29 protein-coding genes and 2 pseudogenes are annotated in these 24661 nt (G+C 40.4%); 18 read left to right on the forward strand and 13 right to left on the reverse strand.

Features of this window, described 5'->3' with window-relative positions; translation table 11 throughout:
• The first annotated feature begins 48 nt into the window (after positions 1–48).
• The gene (locus tag QZZ22_RS13470; RefSeq protein ID WP_292465902.1) at positions 49–126 is read left to right on the forward strand and encodes a zinc ribbon domain-containing protein; all 78 of its coding nucleotides are present in this window, start codon (positions 49–51) and stop codon (positions 124–126) included.
• Here the strand turns inward: QZZ22_RS13470 and QZZ22_RS13475 are convergent.
• Positions 121–348, reverse strand: coding sequence for a hypothetical protein (locus QZZ22_RS13475; protein ID WP_292465824.1), 228 nt, complete (start codon positions 346–348; stop codon positions 121–123). The two genes, QZZ22_RS13470 and QZZ22_RS13475, sit on opposite strands and share 6 nt — an antisense overlap.
• A 274-nt stretch (positions 349–622) precedes the next feature.
• Between QZZ22_RS13475 and QZZ22_RS13480 the strand changes: the two genes are divergently transcribed.
• From QZZ22_RS13480 to QZZ22_RS13495, 4 genes are all read left to right on the forward strand, one after another.
• Complete coding sequence (locus tag QZZ22_RS13480) at positions 623–847, forward strand: type II toxin-antitoxin system HicB family antitoxin (protein WP_292465826.1); 225 nt, start codon at positions 623–625, stop codon at positions 845–847.
• Positions 844–1077, forward strand: coding sequence for a type II toxin-antitoxin system HicA family toxin (locus tag QZZ22_RS13485; RefSeq protein ID WP_292465828.1), 234 nt, complete (start codon positions 844–846; stop codon positions 1075–1077). Before QZZ22_RS13480 ends, QZZ22_RS13485 begins: the two co-directional genes overlap by 4 nt.
• 501 nt (positions 1078–1578) lie before the next feature.
• Positions 1579–1791 carry a hypothetical protein gene (locus tag QZZ22_RS13490; RefSeq protein ID WP_292465831.1) on the forward strand — a complete coding sequence of 71 codons (213 nt, stop codon included), beginning with the start codon at positions 1579–1581 and terminating at the stop codon, positions 1789–1791.
• Positions 1792–1795: 4 nt separating this feature from the next.
• Positions 1796–2212 carry a type II toxin-antitoxin system VapC family toxin gene (locus QZZ22_RS13495; RefSeq protein WP_292465833.1) on the forward strand — a complete coding sequence of 139 codons (417 nt, stop codon included), beginning with the start codon at positions 1796–1798 and terminating at the stop codon, positions 2210–2212.
• A 50-nt stretch (positions 2213–2262) separates the two neighbouring features.
• Here the strand turns inward: QZZ22_RS13495 and QZZ22_RS13500 are convergent, their stop codons facing one another.
• The 3 genes from QZZ22_RS13500 to QZZ22_RS13510 form a co-directional block, all read right to left on the reverse strand.
• Positions 2263–2439, reverse strand: a complete 177-nt coding sequence (locus QZZ22_RS13500; RefSeq protein WP_292465836.1) for a hypothetical protein — start codon at positions 2437–2439, stop codon at positions 2263–2265.
• 119 nt (positions 2440–2558) lie between these two features.
• A complete protein-coding gene (locus QZZ22_RS13505) occupies positions 2559–3035 on the reverse strand; it encodes a PIN domain-containing protein (protein WP_292465838.1) in 477 nt (158 codons plus the stop codon).
• Positions 3032–3391 (reverse strand): hypothetical protein, encoded by a 360-nt coding sequence (locus tag QZZ22_RS13510; protein WP_292465840.1) that lies wholly within the window; start codon positions 3389–3391, stop codon positions 3032–3034. The genes QZZ22_RS13505 and QZZ22_RS13510 overlap by 4 nt, the downstream gene beginning before the upstream one ends.
• A 502-nt stretch (positions 3392–3893) precedes the next feature.
• On the opposite strand from QZZ22_RS13510, the gene QZZ22_RS13515 reads away from it, so the two are divergent.
• Entirely contained in the window at positions 3894–4049 is a 156-nt protein-coding gene (locus tag QZZ22_RS13515; RefSeq protein WP_292465842.1) for a transcriptional regulator FilR1 domain-containing protein, read from the forward strand.
• Positions 4050–4225: 176 nt separating this feature from the next.
• Entirely contained in the window at positions 4226–4531 is a 306-nt protein-coding gene (locus QZZ22_RS13520; RefSeq protein WP_292465844.1) for a nuclear transport factor 2 family protein, read from the forward strand.
• Positions 4532–4802: 271 nt separating this feature from the next.
• Here QZZ22_RS13520 and QZZ22_RS13525 read toward each other — a convergent pair whose 3' ends face one another.
• Positions 4803–5177, reverse strand: a complete 375-nt coding sequence (locus tag QZZ22_RS13525; protein ID WP_292465847.1) for a transcriptional regulator — start codon at positions 5175–5177, stop codon at positions 4803–4805.
• Positions 5178–5529: 352 nt separating this feature from the next.
• On the opposite strand from QZZ22_RS13525, the gene QZZ22_RS13530 reads away from it, so the two are divergent.
• Together QZZ22_RS13530 and QZZ22_RS13535 are read left to right on the forward strand one after the other, a co-directional pair.
• Positions 5530–6087 (forward strand): GyrI-like domain-containing protein, encoded by a 558-nt coding sequence (locus QZZ22_RS13530; protein ID WP_292465849.1) that lies wholly within the window; start codon positions 5530–5532, stop codon positions 6085–6087.
• 93 nt (positions 6088–6180) lie between these two features.
• Positions 6181–7230 carry a hypothetical protein gene (locus QZZ22_RS13535; protein WP_292465851.1) on the forward strand — a complete coding sequence of 350 codons (1050 nt, stop codon included), beginning with the start codon at positions 6181–6183 and terminating at the stop codon, positions 7228–7230.
• 170 nt (positions 7231–7400) lie between these two features.
• On the opposite strand, the gene QZZ22_RS13540 is transcribed toward QZZ22_RS13535, so the two are convergent.
• Positions 7401–7631, reverse strand: a complete 231-nt coding sequence (locus QZZ22_RS13540) for a hypothetical protein (protein ID WP_292465852.1) — start codon at positions 7629–7631, stop codon at positions 7401–7403.
• 193 nt (positions 7632–7824) lie between these two features.
• Here QZZ22_RS13540 and QZZ22_RS13545 point away from each other — a divergent pair, with 193 nt between their 5' ends.
• The 5 genes and pseudogenes from QZZ22_RS13545 (at position 7825) to QZZ22_RS13565 (ending at position 11526) form a co-directional block, all read left to right on the forward strand.
• A complete protein-coding gene (locus QZZ22_RS13545; protein ID WP_292465855.1) occupies positions 7825–8394 on the forward strand; it encodes a hypothetical protein in 570 nt (189 codons plus the stop codon).
• Positions 8395–8462: 68 nt separating this feature from the next.
• Positions 8463–8690 (forward strand): hypothetical protein, encoded by a 228-nt coding sequence (locus QZZ22_RS13550; RefSeq protein WP_292465857.1) that lies wholly within the window; start codon positions 8463–8465, stop codon positions 8688–8690.
• A 431-nt stretch (positions 8691–9121) separates the two neighbouring features.
• A pseudogene (locus tag QZZ22_RS13555) lies at positions 9122–9399 on the forward strand (transposase); the annotation flags it as partial.
• A 632-nt stretch (positions 9400–10031) separates the two neighbouring features.
• Positions 10032–10691, forward strand: coding sequence for a hypothetical protein (locus tag QZZ22_RS13560; protein WP_292465859.1), 660 nt, complete (start codon positions 10032–10034; stop codon positions 10689–10691).
• A gap of 58 nt (positions 10692–10749) precedes the next feature.
• Entirely contained in the window at positions 10750–11526 is a 777-nt protein-coding gene (locus QZZ22_RS13565; RefSeq protein ID WP_292465860.1) for a hypothetical protein, read from the forward strand.
• Positions 11527–11570: 44 nt separating this feature from the next.
• On the opposite strand, the gene QZZ22_RS13570 is transcribed toward QZZ22_RS13565, so the two are convergent.
• Positions 11571–15590 carry a lectin like domain-containing protein gene (locus tag QZZ22_RS13570; RefSeq protein ID WP_292465862.1) on the reverse strand — a complete coding sequence of 1340 codons (4020 nt, stop codon included), beginning with the start codon at positions 15588–15590 and terminating at the stop codon, positions 11571–11573.
• A 710-nt stretch (positions 15591–16300) separates the two neighbouring features.
• Here QZZ22_RS13570 and QZZ22_RS13575 point away from each other — a divergent pair.
• Positions 16301–16840, forward strand: coding sequence for a PRC-barrel domain-containing protein (locus QZZ22_RS13575; protein ID WP_292465864.1), 540 nt, complete (start codon positions 16301–16303; stop codon positions 16838–16840).
• Positions 16841–17406: 566 nt separating this feature from the next.
• Here the strand turns inward: QZZ22_RS13575 and katG are convergent.
• The 4 genes from katG to QZZ22_RS13595 all read right to left on the reverse strand — a co-directional run bounded on the left by katG (position 17407) and on the right by QZZ22_RS13595 (position 20990).
• A complete protein-coding gene (gene katG, locus QZZ22_RS13580; protein WP_292465866.1) occupies positions 17407–19605 on the reverse strand; it encodes a catalase/peroxidase HPI in 2199 nt (732 codons plus the stop codon).
• A gap of 71 nt (positions 19606–19676) precedes the next feature.
• On the reverse strand, positions 19677–19844 hold the full coding sequence (locus QZZ22_RS14085; protein ID WP_342765113.1) for a ferritin-like domain-containing protein: 168 nt from the start codon (positions 19842–19844) through the stop codon (positions 19677–19679).
• Positions 19845–19938: 94 nt separating this feature from the next.
• Entirely contained in the window at positions 19939–20610 is a 672-nt protein-coding gene (locus tag QZZ22_RS13590) for a peroxiredoxin (RefSeq protein WP_292465869.1), read from the reverse strand.
• A 2-nt stretch (positions 20611–20612) separates the two neighbouring features.
• Positions 20613–20990, reverse strand: a complete 378-nt coding sequence (locus tag QZZ22_RS13595) for a transcriptional repressor (RefSeq protein ID WP_292465906.1) — start codon at positions 20988–20990, stop codon at positions 20613–20615.
• Between the two features lie 205 nt (positions 20991–21195).
• On the opposite strand from QZZ22_RS13595, the gene QZZ22_RS13600 reads away from it, so the two are divergent.
• Positions 21196–21381 (forward strand): hypothetical protein, encoded by a 186-nt coding sequence (locus QZZ22_RS13600; protein WP_292465871.1) that lies wholly within the window; start codon positions 21196–21198, stop codon positions 21379–21381.
• A 398-nt stretch (positions 21382–21779) separates the two neighbouring features.
• Positions 21780–22206, forward strand: a pseudogene (locus QZZ22_RS13605) (ISH3 family transposase); the annotation flags it as partial.
• 59 nt (positions 22207–22265) lie between these two features.
• Here the strand turns inward: QZZ22_RS13605 and QZZ22_RS13610 are convergent.
• Positions 22266–22406: a hypothetical protein gene (locus tag QZZ22_RS13610; RefSeq protein ID WP_292465873.1), complete on the reverse strand. Its 141-nt coding sequence runs from the start codon at positions 22404–22406 to the stop codon at positions 22266–22268.
• Between the two features lie 77 nt (positions 22407–22483).
• Here QZZ22_RS13610 and QZZ22_RS13615 point away from each other — a divergent pair, with 77 nt between their 5' ends.
• Positions 22484–22801 carry a B12-binding domain-containing protein gene (locus QZZ22_RS13615; protein ID WP_292465876.1) on the forward strand — a complete coding sequence of 106 codons (318 nt, stop codon included), beginning with the start codon at positions 22484–22486 and terminating at the stop codon, positions 22799–22801.
• 115 nt (positions 22802–22916) lie between these two features.
• On the opposite strand, the gene QZZ22_RS13620 is transcribed toward QZZ22_RS13615, so the two are convergent.
• The gene (locus QZZ22_RS13620) at positions 22917–24296 is read right to left on the reverse strand and encodes a sodium-dependent transporter (protein ID WP_292465879.1); all 1380 of its coding nucleotides are present in this window, start codon (positions 24294–24296) and stop codon (positions 22917–22919) included.
• Positions 24297–24661 lie beyond the last annotated feature (365 nt).

The raw sequence follows: 24661 nt of genomic DNA on the forward strand, positions 1-24661 counted from the left end.
GATAAACTGAAGAAAGATGCCTGCAACTTCACAGAATACAAGGCAAGGATGCACGGAGTTATTGTAAGGTTTGTTGATCCTGCATATACATCAAAGCAATGTTCAGTATGCGGTCATATTTCATGAAAGAACAGAAAAGAACAGATACATTCTCCTGTCAGAAATGTGGTCATACCCAAATGCAGACTGGAATGCCAGCAAGAACATTCCATCAAGGGCTGCTATCAACCAGCCTATTGTGCTCTGCTCAGCTAACTGAGAACTTGAAGTGCAAGCCTCGGGTTTGATTATGGTGAACAGATAGAGGTCACCGTATGAGCCGGCTACTGCTGGTAGATGCCAAAACAATGGAAACGATACTTTCTGAATACTTGCATAAAACAAATAGAACTATCAGAATGTGATAAGGCTATTTACCAGGCTGATCCACTCATCCCTTGAGATTTTCACGTCATTTATGATCTTTCTTAGCATGCCTTTTCCACAATACTAATGTGCATCAACAGAAATCTGAGAAGTAAAGATGAAGGATTGAAGCAGGAATTGTCTTGGTCTTTAGCCGAGATGTAGTTCGCTGCAGAGTCCATATATAGTACAAATGTAGATATTATACAGATTAAAGATGATTACCAGATTCACCGCTTACATCGAGAAAGATGTAGAAACAGGTTGCTACGTTGCGATTGTCCCGGGCATTCCCGGAGCTCATACCCAGGCTGATACACTGGATGAATTACATGTAAGGTTAAAGGAAGTGATTGAACTCTGCCTTGAAGAAATGGACCCTGAGGAAAAAGAATCAATACCGGAGTTTGTTGGTCTTCAGCAGATAGAGGTCACTGTATGAGCAGGCTACCGCTGGTAGATGCCAAAACAATGGAAAAGATGTTGTATCGGCTTGGATTTGAAAAAACAAGGCAAAAGAGCAGTCATGCTTTTTACAGGCATGCAAACGGCAGGACAACTACTGTTCTCTTCCATTCTAGTAAAGAGCTTGCCAGACCTCTGATAAGAGTTATTCTTAATGAGATCAGTATTTCGATTGAAGAATATAATGAGTTGATCAGGGATGCTTGATCTTCTATAGGTTTTTATTGGGATCTTTATAAGATGCATTTGCATTAAAAACTTTCCCGGGTTTGATTATGTCAGACAGATTGAGGTTGCTGTATGAGCAGGAAACGCAGAATAATATCAGGTGGCTTCTCTGCTTTTTACGATCATTCATAGTGGAATGTTCCGCCTGCGGCGGGGTGGTTGTTTTGCTCTTATATTTGAATGCTTTTCTTTTGTTCTGTTACTGCGGGGGTCCAGGTTGTCCGAAGAGGATGCTTGGGTTATAGGATAAGCACAGATTCAAGACTATGTCTCTGTCACTAAAAATAACATAAATTTTCATCTGTGTTAATCGGTGTTGATCCGTGTCTTAAATATGATCACTAAAATATTTCATCCGGCTGCTACGCCGTCAAATTAGAATACGGTTTTCAAGAGCTAATTTGATATCCTCCAATAAATAGAGAGGAATAAACATATATGATGATATATTAGAACTTACTATAGCTAACAGAGGATACAATGATGGAAGATTCTGATTTTTTAGTTAGGCGTCTTGACCGGATATCACATGAACTTTCGCAGGTGAAGAAAATGATTGCTTCTATACCTGTCGATAAGCACGCATCTGAAAAAGCCTGGGATGACCTGATGGACCTTTCAGAAAAAATATCCGATAAATGGGAAGATGGTACTTCTGTTGACGAAATAAGATCCCAGAGAGAAAAATGGTGATCTTGTGCATCTTTGCCTTGATAGTTCTGTGATTGTTGCTGCCCTCAGGAGGCAGGAGAAAGATCATTTACCTGCACTAAAACTTCTCAGGCAAATTAAAGATCAGGAGCATATAGCCATTGAACCTTATACGGTACTTGTAGAGGTTGTGGCAGCCATCAGAAGACGGACAGGATCAAAAGAACTTGCTACAAGAGTTAAGGATGACCTGCTCGCATTAGGGACTTTTCGTTTTGTTGATCTTGACGCTGTTAGCTCATCTTCTGCCGCAGGGATTGCCGCAGATATCGGAGTAAGGGGAATGGATGCAATAGTCATACAGGTTGCAAAAGAATTTGGAATCCCCCTGGTCACCCTTGATGTGGAAATAATTGAAAAGGCAAAGGGAATTGTTGAAATGCCCGACCTTGCTTCCCTTTAAGCACGCTAATGTATTTTACACACTGGAAAAGTCCTGATTTATAGATAAAGTTATGCGAAAATTAATGATCCTTCCCTGCGTGTCCATCCGCTTGCTGCAGGGGAAGTTAGCCTTAGCGAGATAGAAACTGAAAACTGCTGATCTTCAGGGTGATTCTTTTTTTGGACGCAGACCGCACGGTCTGCCACCTGTATGTTTGCGCCATTATCAGACCCGCCAAAGAGCATGCACCAAATCTCAGCAGACCGATCAGCAGAGTCCTGGACAAGCGATACAAGAGCCCGGGATATGGATGGAACTTACAAAAATGCGGTGGATTGTGTCGTGTTTTTTAAAGTGCGTTAGCTCAATAGATCGCCAGGACCTCATCCGTACTGATTATGTCTACTCCTATAAACTGGGTGACCTTTTCCCTGACATTCAGGAGAGAGCGCACATCCATTGTTGCAAGGGGAATTGCATACTGATAAGCAAGTACTACTATTGGTGCATCCTTTGGCTCTATACCCAAAGCGGTTGCAAGGGCACAATATTCCGGACGACTTCTAACTTCTTCCAGAACCATTGCCTGAAAATCAAGAGGTGTGAATGTTGTCTTTACAAATGGTTCTCTGAAAATGGACCATATGGCAGTCTGTAGTTTATCGATATCGTAGCCTTTTCTTTTTCCTTCCGGGAGGATGTTATTAATGACTTCTCTTGCAATGTAGGGAGAAACTACAGGTTTCAGATCTCCTTTAATTACTTTCTTCAAAACCGTAACGCACTTATCATCTGTCTTTAAGAAGGCATGTATCCATATGCAAGAATCAAGAACTATCATTTGTTCTCCAGATTCCTGTATGCCTGTGCATATTCGCTATCTACGGACTTTCTTGTATTCTGAACCGATTCATCTACTGCATCTTTATCAAGATTCCCGCCAACAGACGCAAGCATTTCCAGAGCTTCATCTGCCGGAACAGGCTGTTTCCAGGCATTATGCATAAGCTCTGCTGAATGACCTGTTTCCATGAACAGTTCACAGCGTCTTTTACTTTGATCGAGGTCTTCAAGATAGTGAACTATAGCCTTTTTTACAAGTTCTTCCCTGGAATGAGCATAACCTGCCTTTACCCGGGAATCTATCCTGCGGATAAGATATTCACCAATGTTTACATCTGCAGCAGTTTCTGACATATTGATAGTTGTATTTACCTATAGGTAAATATAAATTCCGTTTTTTTATTGTGAAGGATAACTGCTTCTTAGATCAACATATATTGATGATGGAACGTGCCGCCTGCGGCGGAGTGATTGTTTTGTTTGATCATTAGCTTGAGACCACATCATACAGAAGGTCTGACTTGTAGAGATTAACACAGTGGAGAACATTTCAAGCAAAAACATATATTTCTAACACTAAAAAAAAGCCTCAAAACAGTTAGGACCAGTATCAACTACATTATTATTTTTATTATACAGTCCAGTTTTTCGATGATCCAAGGTCATAAAGGCCTCTTTCTTGTTCTTATAGTAGCAGATGTGGACCATCACCCATTAAAATAAGTGGTCTTCTTGCTTCATCTGTTTCTCCAGCGAGAATACGTCCACAAGCTCAGACTTCTCAGATTGGGATTGCAATCTGTCGGCATAGAAACCGTAGAAGCCCGCGCACTTTAGTCGAGGGAGCAGTCACTTTGTGCAGTGTGATACATGTATCTCATTAAGGCCATTAATAAACGATAGTACAGTTGATAATATAAGACTGGTAAATACCAATCCAGAAGTAATACAATGGGGAAGAGAACTTTTGGAATACTACCTCAAAGATTCGACACCGATTACAGAACTGTAAGTCAACCAATCTAATGACATCAATGTGTAGGAGTACTGATACTCTAAATTACTTATTCATTGTTGTTAAACTTATTTCATATTGGTGTTACAAATTATGCATGGGGAATAGTTGTGAATATATCAAATCGTTCAACTGAAGAGGTATTTGAGGACCATTTGCGCTGTGCTAAAGAATTGAATTACAAAGACGACATGAAGAAGAACTATTCAGAAAATTGCATAATCCTGACTACTAAAGGCAAATTCTCAGGTTATGACGGAATAACATATCTTGCCGAGCTTCTGAATGAAGAATTGCCAAATGCAAAGTTCGAATATACGAATAAGCTGGTTGAGGGGAAAATTGCTTTTTTAGAGTGGAAGGGAGAAGGCGGAAACCATTATGTGAATGATGGGACAGATTCCTTTGTGATAGAAAATGGTAGGGTTATAGCGCAGACCATACATTATACTGTCAAGAGGAAATCAAAAAGAAACTGATCAGGCCTTTTTTATACTGCAAGAGAATTTCTAATGGATTCGATCTTTTTCTTGTAAAATAATCCCTCCACTGCATCACATATGGACAGGACACGTTCCATGTCAGATGTCAGGCTCACCATGGTAATAGCGGTCAAGTAAATACTATGAAATGCCTGAATACATGGTTTCATTGTAATTGGAACAATGGCTGGCTCTACTGGCAAAACAAGAGTCCTTTGGAAGGCTTAGACTCAGACAAGTCTTGATAAGGAAGTGTAATTATCGGCCCTCAAATTCTTTCTTTCAATCGTGTAATGATCTTGAATGTTTCTTGTTGTTCCTGGAGGATTTGCTTCTCAAGTGCTTTGATGATTGCTTTCAATGGATATTTCAGTTGATACAGATTATATGGTCTGCCTTTCTGCTCAACAAATGGATCTTGCTGCACACTTATCCAATCCTTCTTCATAAGGTGACTCATTGCATTGCTTACTTCAGGCTGACAAAGGCCAGTCACTTTTTCGATCTCAAACGATTTCATTTCTTTCTGGCCAGCAAGTGCTACAATTACCAGCGCATGAGATCTTTTAACTTTGAGAGTCTGTAACATTTTGACTACATTGTATTCTTTGTCGTTCAGCTTTTGTAGAGACTTTTCTTGCATTCAATCACTCAGACATATATCATTCAGATTATTATAATAATAACATTATCTGTTATTATATATTTATCCCTCCGCCCAAAGCAACATGGAGTCACAGGCATTGATATGAGAATGATTAATGTTGCTGCGACATCGTTTGCTGGATTTCGGCAAAAAGCAGCAGATGCTATAAGAACAAAAACAAGGAGAAGGTATGATACAGGAACGCCAGAAGCGCGTAGGGCGTCCAAAACATACCTGTGCATATGTAATCATTATTTTGAAAACATATATTGATATTTCAAAGATAGTGAAAGCCGCAAATGTAGGAGGCAGCATATCTTTGAGTGAATATTTTTAAGGTTAGTCGGAGATGCTGGAAAAAGAAACCAGTATATATTATACAATCTTTGAGTTCGTTGAAGTGATTAAAATGAAAGCCAGAATTATAGAGAAAGATGCATTTCGCATAGTTGGTTTAAAGGAAAGAGTCCCTATTATCTTTCAGGGAGTAAATCCTGAAATTGAAGCCATGTGGCAACAAATGAATGATGAATTATTAAATCAGCTTCTATCTCTCTCCAATATAGAACCTTCTGGGATAATCAACGCCTCTGCAAATTTCTCAGAGGGACGAATGACAGAAAATGGAGAATTGGATCATTATATTGGTGTAGCAACAACCAAAAGAGGATCAGATAATCTATCACAACTTGAAGTCCCTGCTTCATTGTGGGCAGTATTCGATGCAACTGGACCGTTTCCTAGTGTATTGCAAGACACCTGGGGACGTATTTACTCTGAATGGCTTCCATCCTCAAGCTATGAAGTAGGTGCTGGGCCTGAAATCTTATGGATAGGAGATAAAGATCTATCTTCACCACTGGTGAAAAGTGAAATATGGATTCCAGTAGTGAAAAAGCAAGAGTAAGCAGAGAAAAACATAGCTCCCAAAGGTCAGCTTGCTGACACAAGTGGGACAGATTCAAGGATGTCTTAAACGCACGGTTTAAGTCTAGATAACATGACTACAGATTCAAATGATTATCTTCGTACAGTAAAAATTTTAGATACGTTTATTGATAGAGCTCTCGGTCTGAAACCCGCTGACAAATTTTTATCGGGCTTCAATTACAATCAAGACCTTCTCAAAGCTTCGATTGGCAACACATATGTTGAAACGATTGGAAGCCGGGCAGATTCCTTACACCTCGCCATAAAGAACACATCAATTTCTAGTATTTACTGGGAATACATTCAAACAGTCAAACTGTTGGGTCCAGAAGTTGGTCTTCCAGAAAAGGATGTCATACTGGCCTTTGACTATACTGATGAAGATTTTTATGGAAATCCTCAGGGCTTTTTGATATCCAGGTGGGGAAGAAGAGATACAGAAACGAAAAAATTCAAATTCCTTACATGTTCAATTGTCAGTTCAGATATTCCGCAAAATATCCCTTTAGTTTCCATTCCCATTTGGATGGGACAAAATATAACACATGCCATAGTATGGTGTCTCACAGTTACTGAACCAATGGTAAAATCAATCTCCCTCATTATGTTGAATAAAGGATTTTACAGCAAGGAACTTATACTAACCTTTTCTGGCTCAATGCATCCGTACCTGATCTTTGTTCCTAACAACTCAAAAATTAGAAGTGAATTGAACCAAATGGAAGAAGCGACAATGGAGACAAGACATTCAAAATTAAAATTAGATATAAACCAAACGACACTGAAGAATGAGAGCACTCTGAGAATGCTAAAACAGATATTTGGTAGAAATACTGATAAGTTATATGACTGGATGTTTGTCACTAACCAAACAGAAATTGACTTTGGCCATATCATTGCCTCGTACAAAAGAAAGTGGAAATTGGAAGATGGCTTTAAACTTCAGGACGAAACGCGTATAAAATCTAAATCTACTGACGCAAATATTCGTTTCTTTTATTTTTGTTACGAGCATATGTTACATTTCATATGGATTATCCTGTTCAAAGACAAGGTAAATTTTAAAACATTTATGATAAATTTATACGAAGAATGTTTGAAGAGATCTAACAGCGTATAAGGGAACAACACCTGAAAGAATATTCATGTATTATAAGTGTTATCATGTAGGCATTTTTTTCTTCAAAGTCTACGAGGAAGATAGCGATAGTGGGGAGGAACTTATGATATTTGAAGAAAATGAGGGGATGGTATGATACAGGACACCCAGAAGCGCTTAGGAGGCGTGTATCATACCTGAGCATATACAGCTATTATTTTCAGATTATATACACATGAACCAAGCAAAGCGAAAGTATTGTATATTGTAGGATATTCTCTACTTACCCTATAGTCTTTCCTTCCCTGGAAGTAAACAAAGGAGCCTTCTCCAGCAACGCAGACATAAGCTCCGTCAACGGCTTCATCCTCAGTACAGCCTGCAACCGATGGATAACAAGCCAGAAGCAGCTTAAGGAGCATACCGATGAGAATAGCAATATAAGATGCTGTAAAGCACAGCGATAAAGAGAAAAGAAGGATGCTGGACCTGATGGGATGAAAGGTTTTTGCGATCCGTTTTGATGATGACATTGGTGCGAAAACGACCAACTATGAAAAAGTTGGTAATGATCTATACTACGATGGTAACTTCAAGATCGATGTCCAGAAAGAGGTGAATTCCAAGCTTAAAACACTGAAAACTGAGGGAACATTCTCAGGAGTGATAAAAGCAGATGGATCTAATCATGCTGAATATGTTGGACAAAATTTTAATTTTGTGATGGATTTATCTATTATTGAAGAAAAGCAAGAAAGCATTTTGTTCAACTACGAGCAATCACTGACTGTTGATGGCGTAACTAAGAAATCCGCTGAAGTTGTAGAAGTGCCAAAAGAACAAGTTGATATTGTCAATCAAGATATGTTAGTTTCTTTAAGCAACACTCCATCTATCGGTTTGCTTAGATTGACTAAGATTAACGTTCCAAGCTATGCTCCTCTAGGATCAGTTTTGATCTATAATGATCTTCAGTACGCAGATCTTTTAGTGTCAAGTGGAATAATTGTAGCTGTAATGGCCTTTTTTGGCCTAACCGTTGCAGCAGGACTGGCTGCAATTGCTGCTGCTGTTCTTGCAGCAATCCCCGAGTATTACGATGTTGATTATCGTAATATATACCTCGATTTCTTCTTGACTCCATCTCTTGGAATGCATGTTGAAGTAGATTACTTCTATATTTAAAGGAGAGATAAATTTTCTCCTTTAATTTTATTTAAGAAAAGGATGATAGTATCAACAGAGGATTACACATGGACACACAATTCTATCAACATATGTCACGTATTTTCGGAGTTATTGCTATTGCGACCGCTTCCGCTAATGCTTATCTATTGTGGGCAGAAGATGAGTTTAGTTTGTTTTTGCTTATTTTAACATTGTCATTTTCCATGTTGGCTGTTATTATACAATACAATATAAATAAATACAAAAATAAGAATGCTCATGAGTCTACAGAAAATGTACCTAGCAAAAAGTAAGGTAACTATTCAGCCTAATCATTGCTAATGATGCAAAAAACAATATACTATGACTTCATTCTAAGTATAAGTAAAATATTTCTGCCATGTCATAAAAAACGTCTATCAGAATGAGGGATTTGTATAGACCGTGAAGAGATACTTGCAGTTTATGAAGCTGGTCCTGAAGCAGTAGTAGAACTTGTAACTCGATTACTTGGCATTATAGAACAGCAAAACCTTATCATTGGACAACAAGCTCTACGTATTGCACTGCTAATGGAGACCTTACAGGTTACGAGAACCTGCTCATGTTTGCCAAACTTTTTTATATTGAAAAGAAAGAGCGGGCTAAAAGGATAAATGAAGCTCTTGGATATATGGGACTTTCAGACAGAAGTGGCAGAGAGAATCAAGAGGTCTATAGAGGATCCAGCAAAGTAGCGGAAGTAGTCCAATTCTTTGAGGAAAGAAGGTTTAACAAAGCCATTGAAACACTGGAAAAATTCTACTTTGATACTCATAACTACCAGGCATTTCCAAAAGAGCATTTGAGGAAGATAAGGAATACGAATATCTTAGAAAGAATCAACAAGGAACTCAAAAGGAGAAGCAGGTCATTGGGGCATTCCCTAATGATGAGTCGTTATTGAGACTTGCAGTCTCAATATTGATAGACATCAATGAAGAATGGATCACTGGAAACAGATATTTATCTATGGAAGAATAAGAACAGATAGAGGTACAGGGAATTTACAGCAAATTCGCTACACTGCCAGTAAAAAGAGTAAATATGAAGATGTTGATGACAGTTTTTTCTTTTAATCTTCATCAATTGAGAACACTGAAAAGGAGGAGAATTGTCTAGGATAGCGTAAGCTCTCCTATAAATAAAGAGAAAAGCAATAAAAACATAAAAATCGGGGATAAAGCGGGACGAGTAACAACTTGGATTTATCCGATACTTAAAAAAGAGGGGTTAATCTGAATTCTCCATAGCAGAAATAATAGGTATTAGTGATGAAATTAAAAACCACAGAGCTATTATCCAATATATTGTTGTTTCACTGACATCTAAAAATGTAATCACTAATACAAAAATAATAGCAACTGATATATTAAGATATGCAATTCGGTTTATAAGTTTTTTAGTATCCATAATTACTAGAAGATTAATTAGATATATAATCTTATTTATTGGATAAAAATGAAATTGGATATATCATCGGAGATATATGAAAAACCCATCTTAAAACGATAAAACCCTCATTTATACTTGTATTATGGGGATGTGAATGGAATTCAGAGAACTCTCTGATAAACAATGGAAGTTTATTAGACCACGCTTACCACTACAACCTATTGTCGGAAGGAAACCAGCTCGATGGCAATTATCTCGTTGCAAGCTATTCAGGTAATCCTCGCATCGTATTATGGGACTTGGAATCCATGACAGTTGCCAGGATTATAAAAACCGATAACGTTGTCAAGTATCTTGATTTTTCAAATGATGGAAATGTCTTTGCAGGTCTTACAATCCGCGATGGATGTATTATAATATGGGAAACTGATACAGGAAATGTTCTAAGAAAGTTTACTGCTTTTAATGGACGGACTGCGACTATGGATCTGTCTTCAGATGGTGAGTATATTGCAGGCATCGGAGACGGTCAAATGACCATATGGAATGTACCATCCTGTGAGAAAATCCTTGATATTAGTTCATTACCAGAAGTGGGTGATCGGATCAAATTTACTGGTCTTCAGTTTTCCCCAGACACTACATACTTAGCTGCTGGTGTAAGCTCAGACGAAGCTAGTCCATATTCATTGAGTGTCGATGACTCCACGAAAGCTTTCAAAAGTGGTGTAGATTATGATTTACTTTTCTCTTTCAGAGGAAATAATCCTGTTTACCTATGGGATTTTCAGGACCAGCCGAATTTTTGGTTTACACATGCAAATAATATTTCAAATGATGGGCATGCTTATATAGGGCGAATATATACTTTTCTTTACTAACATAGTTTAGTATTAAATTCAAAAAAGAGAACAGTAAAACAATAGTGTGGTAATATAAATGACAGCAAATCGGGGTAAAACAATAATATTGTTTTTGGTTTTCATGCTTTGTGTCTCAGTAGCAAATGCAAATCAGACGAATGACTCAGATAAATATAATTTTGATAGGTATGGTGGCGAAAAGTTCACCCCTCAACCGATGGAATTTGGTAAAAATCTACAGAATAAAGGACAAGATGGGGTAGGGGTATCAGGTAGTACAAAAGCAAACGAGACTGAAAGAAAACATATGTTACTTCAGTTCTATGCAAATCCCAATGAAGAGCAGCAAGAAATGTTGAAAGAACGTGGTGTTAATTTTGTCCATGGAGCTGGTACGTATTCATTTGTTGTTTCAATGCCTGCAAGCCTTACTCCTGCAGATCTTCCTGCTGAAGCCGGCCTTCGATGGATGGGAGAGATACCTGTTGAGAATAAATACGATCGTACTTTTGGTTTGAACGTGCCGGAATGGGCAAGGATGGAAGATGGACATGTAGAGATTGTAATCTGTTTTTATGAGGATGTTACATATGAAGAGGCACAAAACATTGCAAACAAATACTCATCATCCACTCCACAATTTTATCTTTATCCTCATTCATTTAATAGCCATGTTACAACAAATGAAAGCAATATCTCCTTGATAGCTAGTGAAGATTTCGTAGAAGGACTAACATATCCCCCAGGAGAGCTTGTTAACGAAGATTTAGTAAATGGAAAAGCAATTCCAGATTTGGAATTAATTTTTGTTGTTCTGGCTATATTCTTAGCTATTGCTATCTTAAAAAAGTGAAAGTATTGTAGATTGTATCATGAAGGTTCACAAGAAAAATGGGCTTAAAGCCCATTGTTATTCTTTTTCTTATTACCATAGATGAGCCCCAGACCAATTACAAGCACAATTCCAATTACCCATGGAACGAAACCAAATCCTTTTTCATCGGCGGATTCTTCTACAGGAGCTTCTTCAACCAATACCTGTTCAGTATTTTCTAAAGCTGGCTCGAATGAGACTTCTTTTACAGGCTCAGAGTCAGTCCCAAACAGTGCATAGAGTGAGAAATGGCTGATATAGGCCGTTGCTCTGCCGTTCTCCCAGTCGACTGTTGTTTCCAGGGCGATCCAGCCGTCTTCTGAAGTGTAGGTGTAGATGACCGGGGATCTGCCTTCAAGGTCCTGTTGATCAAAATCAATAGTTAACATGATATCCTGACTAAAACTTGTCCCAGATGGGCCAAACCTTAAGTAAATACCGGACCATAAAAGCTCCGCAGGGACGTCTTCAGGCAAGGATGCTGGTGTTGTGACGATTATCCTATCCACAGGATCTCCTAAAGGATCTGTGGCCTTTGTTCCGTTATAGAGAGTAATTGTGGTAGATCCCGATGATGAGCTAACAATAAAGTCATCTTTTATCTCTCCTTCATTACCTACCGGCAAATAGCTTATGGTCCCGTCCCTTCTTTCTTTGGCCATAGCAGAACTGCCAGAGTTAACGGCGAAAGAATCAGATAAAGAATTTTCCAAATCCTTGAAAAGGGAAAAGGTAGCTTCATAAGTTTCAAAGACAGCATCATTTATCAACGGATTTGCGTCAACTGCACTAATAGCTGCAGAAACATAATTGTCATTGATATTAAGCACGGTATTTGCAACTTTCACCCACTCGTTTCCATTTAGCCTGTAAAGGCTAACAGATGATTCGCCTACACTGCTCATGCCGCAATCGTCATAGGAAAATGTAACAGGCATGTTATCCAGATGTGCCGGGACACTGCGGAACAAGTCTATATAACCATTTACATTGGTTTTTCCTAACAGGGATGTGTCGTGTGAATCATTGCCTGTCAGGCGGAGGGTATACGCATCAGTTAAGAAGCTAAGAGATGCATTGTCACAGCTCAATATCAGATCGTTCACTGTAACGTTCTCAGATCCCATAGCAGCAAATTCATATGTGTTATTCAGCACCTGATTTGCCGTCAAGCTATTATCCGGACTGGAAATTAAAGAAATACCCGATCCGGGTGATATATCTATACCGCTGATCGAAATGCTGTTTAAAGTCACATCATTTTTGACCGGATCATGTTTTTTAATAATTTTTATCTCTGCCGGGTCTTTCTCAAAAGAGCTCCTGTCAAGAGTTACCCCCCCCGGGACAATACTACTGAAAATATTCTCATTAGCGATATTTTCTGTCAATATGTTGTTAGCTGACCCATAAAGGTATATCCCCATCAAGGAATTAGAATTAACAGTATTTTGGATCAAAGTGTTATTATCAGACCCTCTAAGATGAATTCCGGATTCAGAATTGAAGTTAGCAATGTTTCTGATCAAACTGTTATTGTCAGATGCTTCAAGGTAAATACCTGAGCATGTCCATAATATCGAATCTATACAATTGTTATTAGCAGTATTGCCGGTAAAATTGTTATAATTAGATTCATAGACAAAAATACCATCGTAATTACTGTTACTAATGACATTATGAATAAAAGTGTTATGTTCAGAATGTTCGACATATATTCCATGGTAATTGTCATCAGTCCTGATGCCATCGACAATATTGGAACTGGAATTTATAAGAGAGATAGCATAGTCATTATAAATTGCTGTAACATTTTTTATCATAGAGTTGTCCGTATGTACAAATGCTATACCGTCAAAACCATGTGATATTTCAATGTCTTTCACAGTGACATTGCTAGAGTTCACAACATATACTTGCCCGGCATCATAGGGAATTTCAGCATCTGATACGTTAATCCAATAATAGAGTGTTTTCCCATTGACAGTGTTACTATCATCGATATAATGAATGAAATGATCTAATTCAGGTCCATAAACACCAAAGTTGAAATCAGATGATATCAGCGTATTATTGGTAAAAATATTTTTTGTTGAATCGCCAAAATAAACATTCATTAAATTAGAGTTCAGTCTGTTGTTCATTATAACATTGTCACAAGAGTCATAAAAGAGCAGACCTATATAGAATCCGGATATCAGGTTGTTTGAAATATTACAGCTTGAAACCGAGCTGACGTAGATGCCATAATTTACATCTGCACTACCACTTGTAATGTTAAAACCACTTATACTGATATTATCTGCCGTGAGATTGAATACAGGCTCAGCAGTTGTGGCAGGCTTTATAATAGTTTTTGCGGATCCATTTTCAGAACGGATCACGATCTCCTTGTCAATCAACATGTTTTCAGTATAGATCCCATCACTGACAATGATCGTATCGCCATTGTTTGCAACGTCCATTGCAGCGCTTATATTTCCGTATTCTTTATTTTCTCCCACATAAACTTCACGCGGACCATCCACAGTAAATGCTTTGATACAAACGTTCCCAAGGGAACTTCCTATATCCTCCCACACAGTTCCGTTCTGACTAATGAAACTTTCACCAGGACCAGAAGTAGCCTGACTTGAATAATTAGCTATTGGAGACTCAACTGGGATCAGATATTGATATGAATCATGTTCAAACTCTATAACTATGGAAAAATTGATATTCTCCAGAATAACGATCGGATCTGGTAGTTCAACAGTATGATATCCGGCAAACTCTTTAGATCCCGTTAGCCCATCCAGACATATGTTGTTGCTTATCGGTGATACAACAGGATCTTCAGGATCAAGATATATAGATATATTATAGTTAGTGTTAGATGTAGTTGTATAGAAGCCGATAGCTTTAATAGCTTCATCTGTATCGGATCTGAAAATATTAGATGCCCATGCATGTGTTTGATTATATCCTATTTCTTGTGTGTTGCCTAACATATCATATTGATAAATGTTCTTATATACATCCCCGGAATTCCCTTCCAGGAATAAGACATTTGATCTGTTTCCCAGAGAATAAGAGTAATATGAAATATAGAAGTAACCTTCATTTGCACCCCAGTTTGTCCCCCAGCTATTCTTTGCTAAAAATGCTCCCTCACCAGGAGGCCTTGATGATTCGGGAAAATTATCCATGGAAAAAGAGTCATCCCAGCCGACTAATAAAACAGCATGCCCCCCATCATAATCTGATGTGGGATTGTAATATGTGGTATACGGACTTTCTTCATTGCTAGCATTAACCAGCCAGGCAATACTGGTATAAAGTGCACCGTGTTCATAAATTGTTTGCTTTAGAACATTATTGTCAAGTGGGCCTGATCTAAGAGGAAGAAAATATATGTTGTTGACAGTTATTTGTTTTTCAATGTCATTGGGCGATAGATGATAAGAATGATTGTAGGGATCATCACTTTCCAAAACAGGTCCATCTCCTCTAGTATAATAAGCAGCTGCCATATAGGCATTACCGCCTTCTTCAGCATCAAAATGATGTTCATATGAACTTCCTGCCCAGATATTTAAAAGGTTTTTCATATGATTTTCAGAGAAATTCCATTCAATACCAGTTGCCCTAAGTTGGTTTGATTCAAGAGAACCCTGCGAAGCGAATGCCCAACACGATCCCACAGGACCCTGGTCTTTGACAGGTGTAACATAATTTAAGTCTCGGAGATCAAATGCCACAGGTAAACCTGGATCTATATCTAATAAACTGATCTCTGAATTTTTGGGCGGTGTTAGGTGAATATGATCAATAGGAGCGGGAATCTCTCCTAATGCATTTACCCGGTTTGATTCAGAATACATGTTCAGATCAACATTAAACCCTTCTGTATTATTCTCTTTAAGGGTTGACATATATGCACTGAATTCAGGATTAAATTCTTCTACATAATATGTACCAGAGGCAGCAAAAGATATTGTACTAAACATGCAAAAAATGATCAAGCCTATGGAAATTAGTTTCCAAAAAGTATATGTTTTCAATAGATCCACCATTTTATTTAAATAAATGTTAGATGTGCATTATTACAATAGTAGAGTGCGCTTTATTATAAAGTTATCTATATATTATAAATAATATGATGGTGTCGGATCAAAACCTTCTTTGTGACTATTCAGCCTGCTATTATCAGCTTATTGATGTTGATTTCATCGAAAATGATATGTTTGGTTACCAATAAATCAAAAATTAAAAAAGGAATCAATAGCAACAATCAAAAGAAATGATACCAAAGAAATTTGCCAATCAGATATTTGATTAAATGGCTGTTGATAATGTTTTTAGTGGGTTGAATTGTTACTCCTCTTTTTTAAATATATGATAGATCCAAGCGCTTACTGTCCACAAAACCCCAGATCTTTATGTTTTTGTTGCTTTTCACCTTAATTCTAGGATAGCAGCCTAAATTGATGACAACATAATGGAAGAAGGCACAAATGAATGCAAAAAGAGAATCGAAATACAGAAAACAGCCCTGTAGAAAACCTATCTAAATCAACATCATCTGGTCAATTTTGGAAAGGCCGATCAATAATAGTTAGTACATTTTCAATTATTGCCAACTATTGTTTTCTCTGAATAATGAGGGTTTTTACGGAGCTGAAGTTCGCAATACATAAATAAACTGAACTCCCATAATAATTGATAACAGGTAAACAAATTGTCTGTATCGCAAATAAAGGGGGTTATAGTAGTGACAGTTCCAGTGATAACACCAGCTTCTTCTTTACAGGGAGAGAAGGTGGTAAACAGAAAAGGTGAAGAACTTGGAGAGATTAAGGAGGTTGTACTTGATCTGACAAGTAATTCGATTGCTTATGTTGTGATATCCTTTGGTGGTTTTATGGGGGTTGGCAACAAGCTTTTCGGCATACCTCTCTCATCTTTGACTATGAATATTGATGAAAATATCTATATTCTCGATATCGATAAAGAAAGATTGAAAGAAGCTCCGGGATTTGACAGAGACAAGTGGCTGAACCTTTCTAATGAAGCCAGGACCGAGTATGCAGCTTGCGTTTATGAGCATTATGACTATAAATGTCCTTATACTGAAACTGAGATAATCGGCGAAAGTGTGCACTCAAGGGACAGGTCTTTAGAAGAGCCCAGTGGGCGTACCCTTCATGAGTTGGGAGGCATCAAAACCGAAAGCCAGACCATCCAGAGCATGGGCAATATTAAGACCGGAGGCGGAACTCTTAAATCACCTAGAGGGAGATCAGGAAAATAACCTAGTTGTCGGGAAGTCATAGTTTTAATTTTTAATATCAAAAGCTATTCCTTCCCAATAAGTACACTTGCATGCAGCTACATATCCGAATATTGCCAGTGCATAGACTGAAAGTAAAAATACCAGTAATCTCCCTTCAATTGTTTTTGGCCAGTACTAACTACCAATCGTTACCACGATCATGCCTGTTTACCAGAGTGCATCTCCGCAGGAGCTGAAGTTAGGTTACAGGCATCCTTCCTCAATTTATCGTAAACCTCCCCGGTCTAAAGACGGGGGAATGCATATCGGGATACTTCTTCAAATAATATTCCTCTTGAAACCGGTCTAAGTTATGCATGTTTCCTGAAAAAGATACTAAGCAACTCTTATTCTGATTGGAAGAGGAGAAGATTTTCTAAGGGTACATTGCATTTTATAAAAAAATACAGAGGCAGACTAACATTTGCTCTAAATGCTCGGTTAGAGAAAGGTTCCCTGTGGATTCAATTACCCACAAGATGTTGAAGGGAACCTTATGATCAAATGATCGTCAGCCATTATATGGGAGGGAGTTGATGTTACGATCAGGCGATGTCGAAGCGATCAAGGTTCATTACCTTGTTCCACACCGCCACAAAGTCATTCAAAAACTTCTCCTTGGAGTCCTCACATCCGTAGACTTCCGCCAGGGCCCGCAGCTGGGAGTTCGAACCGAAGATCAGGTCGACACGGGTACCGGTCCACTTGAATTCGCCTGTTGCGCGATCACGACCCTCGAACACGTCTTTGTCTTCCGAGGCTGCCTTCCACTCCGTGCTCATGTCAAGCAGATTCACGAAAAAGTCATTGGTGAGCGTCTCCGGCTGTTTGGTGAAAACACCGTGTTGGGACTGTCCGAAATTGGTATTCAAGACGCGCATACCGCCTATGAGAACCGTCATCTCAGGAGCGGTCAATGTTAGCAGTTGTGCCCGATCCACCAGCATTTCCTCTGCCGATACAGCGTATTTGACTTTCTGGTAGTTGCGGAACCCGTCTGCTTTGGGCTCGAGTACACTGAATGCCACAATGTCGGTTTGTTCATCTGATGCATCCGTGCGTCCCGGAGTGAATGGAACGGTCACATCGTGGCCGGCATTCTTTGCCGCTTGTTCGACACCTGCACATCCACCCAGGACGATCAGGTCGGCAAGTGAAACCTTCTTCCCACCAGGCTGAGCGTTGTTAAACTCTTTTTGGATTCCCTCAAGGGTCTCAAGCACATTGGCAAGTTGTTCAGGCTGGTTGACTTCCCAATCTTTCTGAGGCGCAAGACGAATGCGTGCTCCGTTCGCCCCTCCTCGTTTGTCGGAGCTGCGAAACGTGGACGCCGATGCCCAGGCTGTTGAGACTAGTTGTGAAACAGACAATCCCGAGGCAAGTAGCTTGCTCTTGAGATCTGCGATATCCTGTGCGTCGATCAGATCATGATCCACTGCCGGAACAGGGTCCTGCCAGATAAGTTCCTCTTGCGGGACCTCCGGGCCGAGATAGCGCGAGCGTGGCCCCATGTCACGGTGGGTCAGCTTGAACCAGGCTCGGGAGTAAGCGTCTGCAAACTCCTCGGGGTTTTCCAGGTAGTGTCGTGCAATTGGCTCGTAAATCGGATCGAACTTTAACGAAAGGTCCGCAGTGGTCATCATGGGTCGGTGCTTTTTGGACGGGTCGTGGGCATCGATGATCATGTCCTCTTCCTCAACGTCCTTGGCCAGCCACTGTTTCGCACCGGCAGGACTTTTGACCAACTCATAATCGTATTTGAACAGGACCTTCAGATAGCCCATATCCCATCGGGTTGGGTTTGGCTTCCATGCTCCCTCAATGCCGCTGGAGATCGTATCGCCGGCCTTGCCACTGCCAAAGCTGCTCTTCCAGCCAAGACCCTGTTCTTCGATGGGAGCAGCTTCAGGTTCCAGACCAACCAGCGCCGCATCACCAGCGCCATGGCATTTGCCGAAAGTGTGCCCACCGGCGACAAGCGCGACGGTCTCTTCATCGTTCATGGCCATGCGTGCAAAAGTCTCTCGAACATCCTTGCCAGAGGCGAGCGGATCCGGATTGCCGTCCGGACCTTCCGGGTTCACGTAGATCAGGCCCATCTGCACTGCAGCCAAGGGATTTTCGAGATCCCTTTCACCAGAGTAACGGCTATGAGGCTTGTCACTTGTAGCCAGCCATTCCTTTTCTGAACCCCAGTATACGTCTTCTTCCGGCTCCCAGATGTCCTCGCGCCCGCCGCCAAAACCGAAGGTCTTGAATCCCATTGATTCTAAAGCACAGTTGCCAGCCAGGATCATGAGGTCCGCCCAGGAGATCTTTCTGCCGTATTTTTGCTTGATTGGCCAGAGCAGCCGCCGAGCCTTGTCGAGGTTGACGTTATCCGGCCAGCTGTTTAGGGGCGCAAAGCGCTGGTTCCCGGAACCTCCCCCACCACGGCCGTCGCCCATGCGGTAGGTGCCTGCGCTGTGCCACGCCATCCGGATGAAGAGTCCTCCGTAGTGACCATAATCGGCTGGCCACCAGTCCTGGGAGTCGGTCATCATTTCATAGAGGTCTTTCTTCACGGCCTGCAGATCGAGTTTCTTGAATTCCTCAGCGTAATTGAACTCTTCACCCATCGGATTGGACTTGGAGGAATGCTGGTGCAGAACTTTAAGATTCAACTGATTTGGCCACCAATCTCGGGTTGACATGCCACTGAGAGCAATTAATTCCATCGTTGGGTTTTTGCTATCTTTACTCATAATGTTTTCTCCTTTCGTTGTTTGAATTTATATCGATTGATGTTGGTGACAATGGGAGACTTGAAAGATTGCTAGAAGAACGTCACATCACTTTTCATGCTTGCGTGCCTGAGCTCATCAGCAGCATGCTGTATAAGTTCGGCTGCAGCCTCCTCTTTCATAGGGCCCTTGATGACCTTAGCTCCTACCCAGTACTGGTAATATGCAAGCCATTCATCTGCAAGAGCTTCGTTAGTGATTCTATCAGATCATTGACGTCTACTCCGAGATTTTCGAGCAATTGGATTCCTTTAGTTCCCATTTTTGCCACCTGTTTTTTCAATGATACGATATTTAGGATTGTTTCCTGAAGCACATGAACCAGTCAAGGCAGTATGTGTTTGCATCCTTGGTCTCAACTCTCTCCTTTGCGACTCCGCATGATCCCGGCGGCGGAATGATGACATCTTCCCCAGGCTGCCAGTTAGCCGGTGTTGCAACACCTTCAGCGTCAGATTTCTGCATGGCTTTAAGCAGTCTCATAACCTCGTCCATGTTCCTTCCGTTTGAGAGCGGGTAGTAGAGTATAGCCCTTATCTTGGCCTTCGGGTCCATGAAGAATACCGCTCTCACAGCCTGGGTATCGGAAGCACTTGGCTGGAGCATGCCGAATTTCTTTGCAACGGTCATCTTGAGGTCTTCAATGACAGGGAAAGTCACCTCTACATTCTTCATCCCTTTGTATTCTATCTTCTCCTTGATGGTACGAAGCCAGGCGATATGTGCATAGATGCTGTCGATGGACAATCCAATGAGTTCACAGTTCAGCGCTTTGAAATCCCCTTGCATGCTTGCAAATGTCATGAACTCTGTTGTGCATACCGGCGTGAAATCTGCCGGGTGACTGAACAGGATTACCCATTTGCCTTTGTAGTCTTTTGGGAAATTGATCTCTCCCATGGTTGTCTTTGCTGTGAATGATGGTGCGTCTTCGCCTATAAGTGGCATTGTGCATACTTCTTCCATATTTAATCCTCCCTACATTCTTTACAGAATCCGTAAAAGTTCGTATCTGTAGTCTCTACTTCAAAGTCTTCTATATCCCCCGCTATCTTCAGCGAGTAATCTGTCAGTTCCTCTGATTCGTAATCAGATATCCTCCCACAACCTATGCATATGATGTGGTGGTGCGGTACAAGATTTGCCTCAAACCTGGAAACTCCCTTGATATTCACCTCTTTGACAAGGCCTTTCTCGGCTAGGAACCTCAGATTATTATATACAGTGGCTTTGCTGATCCTGGTCAGTTTTTTCCTCACGCCTTCGTACACATCATCGACGGTTGGATGCCCGTCGAATTCCTTGAGGAACTCTAGGATCTCTATCCGCTGATTAGTGTATTTTATGCCTTCGGTATCCGTCTGTGATCCTTCCTTCTCTGTTTGTCTTTACCGGTTGTGCTTATTTTTAACAAATCCTTTTTAACAGTAAATACTAATTAATACTTTTTATTATTTAAAGTTAATTACTGATAAACAGCTCATACTTGTTCGGATAAAAACAAAGCTAAAATATGCCACAAGTACTCTCAGTGATGTTCAAAAAGAAAAGATGAAGACTAGTGGCAGATCAAAGCCATTCGATCCTACTGTCAAGCTGATGCAGCATCCGGACTGTTTTTGCGCATGTGATGTATACGTAAAAGGAAAGGGCATCATGTGGAGTTTTGATGCCCTTGGGAGGCTCCTGTCTTCAATTCCACATTATTCACCAAGTAAACCACCTCGTCTGGGTTGATGGAGTTGTTTAGAGACTTTAAGGGGATTTTGGGTTCAAGGTGGGAAATTGGGAATAATGTTTTACTTATTCACAGGAGGGGGCAAAATAATGTAATAGGGTGCCCTAAACATTCTTTTATTCACTCCCCGTGTCCGATTTAATATCTTATATGATATGATATACCCTTATCGAAACTACCTTCTGACATAGTAAAGTAATTGCACAGTATAGTAAACATATCATTAAATTAAATCTAAATAATGATGTATCGACATTGTTTATTATACTTTTTGATATCCTACAATTCTTGTACTTGTGGGATTCTCCCGCATACTTCTAAAAATATTATCTGAGTATATATATACCTATCGAAATTCTCTTTCTCATAATGAAAATTAAGTATAGATTAGAAAGAGAAATATACTCTTGCAGTTTTCCCTGTTGAGAGGAACAAAACAAAGGTTGATTACCTCACTTATTTTATAGATCTTATCAAGGAACTGAAACTCTGTATCAAGGTGCTTTGTCTGGAGCGTGAGTTCTACTCTCTAGATGTATTCGAGTTCTTACAGAACAATGAGGTCCCTCCCATTACACCCGTAGTAAGGAAGGGAAAAGAAATCAAACAATTACTTGATGGCAGAAAAGCAAGGTCTGCTGAATATGTAATGAGGAATGCTCAAAAGAAGAAGTTCACCTGGATATTGTAATTGGTATCAAGTATCTGAAAGGTAAAAGAGGTAAATATGGATGTGAGAACCTTGGTTTTGTTTTTATGGAGTTAACAGGCCTCCAAGAAAGGTTAGTACTGTTTACAGAAGACGGTTTGCTATTGAATCTGCAATCTTACAGACAGAGACATCAATGCATCTATCAACATCAAGAAAATAGCATTGAGTAACTTAAACACCGCAGGAACTGCGGGAAGAGCCGATGGACTCACTGGCACAAGCCAGGGGAACGAAGTAGGAAGCCATCGGTTTTAACCGGTGGTAGTTCACGTAGAGAAGAACTACCGCCTGGATTTTTGCTCCGGCACCCATAAAATGTGACATTACCAAAAGAACTATATACATCTTAATATTATCAGATTTATTATATAATAAAAGGTTGTTATAATATGCAAACTTCACAATTGACCGGCCCGGACATTATCAATATGGCAAAACATGCCATATTAAGCCTTGACAAGAGAGAAGCTGAATGTGCTGCAAGAGAAGCACTGGAAGCAGGTCTTGATCCTATAATGCTTATCGAGAAGGGGTTCGTAGCCGGTATGAAGGAAATAGGGGACATGTTCGAGGAAGACAAGATCACCATGACGCAGATATTTGCAGCCTCAAAAATAATGGATGCCGGTATAAATATTCTCAAACCCTGGATGGACAGCCCCGAACACAAATTCTGCCTTTTCGGCAATATAGCCATGAACGTTTGACAGGTCTTGGGCTTAAGCCCTCCTCAACCTCAGGTCATCAGGGGTTTTACAGCCTCTTTCTCTTTTAAGTGGTATTTTATCAGATCTGATCCTATATAGGTTCTGTTCCTCTTTTTCAGTTCAGTATGTTCATCCATCCCTGTACAAGTATGACCAGAACAATTAAAGGCAGTAAATATCGTACATAGGGGCTGACCCACCTGGGGATTTTCCCTCCTATTCCTGTATTTGCTTCTTCTAAAAACCTGTCCCATCCCCAGCCTCTTTTTAGTGTACAGAACATTACGATCGAGATCGCACCTATGGGGAGGATATTGTTGCTGAAAATGAAATCCTCCAGGTCCAATATCCCACTGCCGGGGCCAAATGGCTGTATACCGCTTAAAGGACCAAAGCTCAATGCACACGGGAGCGAAAGGATGAATATGGCGATGGCATTAATTATAGATGCCTTCCTGCGGTTCCATTTCCACTCATCGATAGTGAAGGCCATTATATTTTCAAATATTGCAATAACCGTTGACATAGCAGCAAAAGATAGGAACGCGAAGAATAGGAAACCCCACGCTTGTCCTCCGGCCATCTGGTTGAATATGTTGGGGAGGGTCACAAAAAGAAGCTGAGGTCCTGAGCCGGGTTCAATCCCGAAGGCAAAAGCTGCAGGAAATATAGCAAGTCCTGCAAGCAAGGCAACAGAAGTATCAAGCGCAACCACATTAATGGCTTCGCCGGGGAGGGATCTCTCCTTCCCTATATAGCTGCCAAATATAGCCATTCCTCCGGCACCTGCACTTAGGGTGAAGAAAGCCTGTCCCATGGCTGCGGAGATTGCGTCCCTGTCAATAAGACTGAAGTCGGGTTCAAGATAAAAACTAATTCCTGCGGAAGCTCCCGGAAGTGTCACAGATTTAAAGACCAGCAGCAGCAAAATCACAAAAAGACCTATCATAAGATACTTGCTTACCTTCTCGGCTCCTTTGCGAAGTCCTTTTGAGCATACCCAGAACCCGGTAAACACGACAAAGGCCATCCAGAAAACAATTTCTATGGTGTTACCGAGGAAAGCCCCGAAAAAAGAAGCTATCTCCTGAGGTCCAAGCCCGTTAAAGTTTCCTGCCATTGAATAATACATATATGCAAGTCCCCAGCCCGCTACAGTAGTATAGAACATAACGAGCAGCACGTTCCCTATGATCCCCATGTATCCGAAAACATGCCATTTACTGCCCGCAGGCTCCAGTTGTCTCATGGCCCCGGCAATGTTCAGCTTACCTGCTCTACCTATTGAGTATTCCATGATGAGGATTGGCAGCCCAAGTAATACGAGAAATGCGAGATAGATCAGGACAAAAGCCGCCCCTCCGTATTGGCCGGTAACATAAGGGAAACGCCATATATTACCAAGGCCTATGGCGCATCCGGCTGATATTAATATAAAGCCGGTCCTGCTTGCCAGTTGTTCCCTTTCCATGTTGAAATGTTCTTTGCCTGTCATTTTTTCTCATCGCTTTCTTTTAAAAGGAAGTGAAAGGTCTTAGAGTCCTTCTTTGTAGTTTTGTCAGTATATAGGAAATAAATATACTTATATTCTACTCCTGTTTCTTAAAATAATCAGTTACACATAGATTCTAAGGAACCTGACATGATAGGAATACTTCAGGCAGTTGGGGTACCTTTTGGTCCAAAATCCATTCTCAAATAAGGAGGACTGACAAGAGGAAATATGGCTTGACATCCTAAATGTCCATTATGGAAAAGTAAAACCTAAAGATATTGAAGAGAAGCACTCTAACCTCTATGCTATTTCAAAGCTTGCTGTTAGCACTCCTAATGTATGGAACAGGTTCAAGAAGCTCAATA

This window comes from Methanolobus sp., assembly GCF_016278365.1.
Lineage (GTDB): Archaea > Halobacteriota > Methanosarcinia > Methanosarcinales > Methanosarcinaceae > Methanolobus.

Excerpts from the sequence above, each read along its gene's own strand:
- QZZ22_RS13470 (WP_292465902.1), top strand. The coding sequence starts at position 49 with ATGCACGGAGTTATTGTAAGGTTTGTTGATCCTGCATATACATCAAAG.
- QZZ22_RS13480 (WP_292465826.1), top strand. The coding sequence starts at position 623 with ATGATTACCAGATTCACCGCTTACATCGAGAAAGATGTAGAAACAGGT.
- QZZ22_RS13485 (WP_292465828.1), top strand. The coding sequence starts at position 844 with ATGAGCAGGCTACCGCTGGTAGATGCCAAAACAATGGAAAAGATGTTG.
- QZZ22_RS13490 (WP_292465831.1), top strand. The coding sequence starts at position 1,579 with ATGATGGAAGATTCTGATTTTTTAGTTAGGCGTCTTGACCGGATATCA.
- QZZ22_RS13500 (WP_292465836.1), bottom strand. The coding sequence starts at position 2,439 with ATGCTCTTTGGCGGGTCTGATAATGGCGCAAACATACAGGTGGCAGAC.
- QZZ22_RS13505 (WP_292465838.1), bottom strand. The coding sequence starts at position 3,035 with ATGATAGTTCTTGATTCTTGCATATGGATACATGCCTTCTTAAAGACA.
- QZZ22_RS13510 (WP_292465840.1), bottom strand. The coding sequence starts at position 3,391 with ATGTCAGAAACTGCTGCAGATGTAAACATTGGTGAATATCTTATCCGC.
- QZZ22_RS13525 (WP_292465847.1), bottom strand. The coding sequence starts at position 5,177 with ATGCAAGAAAAGTCTCTACAAAAGCTGAACGACAAAGAATACAATGTA.
- QZZ22_RS13530 (WP_292465849.1), top strand. The coding sequence starts at position 5,530 with ATGCTGGAAAAAGAAACCAGTATATATTATACAATCTTTGAGTTCGTT.
- QZZ22_RS13535 (WP_292465851.1), top strand. The coding sequence starts at position 6,181 with ATGACTACAGATTCAAATGATTATCTTCGTACAGTAAAAATTTTAGAT.
- QZZ22_RS13540 (WP_292465852.1), bottom strand. The coding sequence starts at position 7,631 with ATGCTCCTTAAGCTGCTTCTGGCTTGTTATCCATCGGTTGCAGGCTGT.
- QZZ22_RS13550 (WP_292465857.1), top strand. The coding sequence starts at position 8,463 with ATGGACACACAATTCTATCAACATATGTCACGTATTTTCGGAGTTATT.
- QZZ22_RS13565 (WP_292465860.1), top strand. The coding sequence starts at position 10,750 with ATGACAGCAAATCGGGGTAAAACAATAATATTGTTTTTGGTTTTCATG.
- katG (WP_292465866.1), bottom strand. The coding sequence starts at position 19,605 with ATGAGTAAAGATAGCAAAAACCCAACGATGGAATTAATTGCTCTCAGT.
- QZZ22_RS13590 (WP_292465869.1), bottom strand. The coding sequence starts at position 20,610 with ATGGAAGAAGTATGCACAATGCCACTTATAGGCGAAGACGCACCATCA.
- QZZ22_RS13600 (WP_292465871.1), top strand. The coding sequence starts at position 21,196 with ATGAAGACTAGTGGCAGATCAAAGCCATTCGATCCTACTGTCAAGCTG.
- QZZ22_RS13610 (WP_292465873.1), bottom strand. The coding sequence starts at position 22,406 with ATGGGTGCCGGAGCAAAAATCCAGGCGGTAGTTCTTCTCTACGTGAAC.
- QZZ22_RS13615 (WP_292465876.1), top strand. The coding sequence starts at position 22,484 with ATGCAAACTTCACAATTGACCGGCCCGGACATTATCAATATGGCAAAA.
- QZZ22_RS13620 (WP_292465879.1), bottom strand. The coding sequence starts at position 24,296 with ATGACAGGCAAAGAACATTTCAACATGGAAAGGGAACAACTGGCAAGC.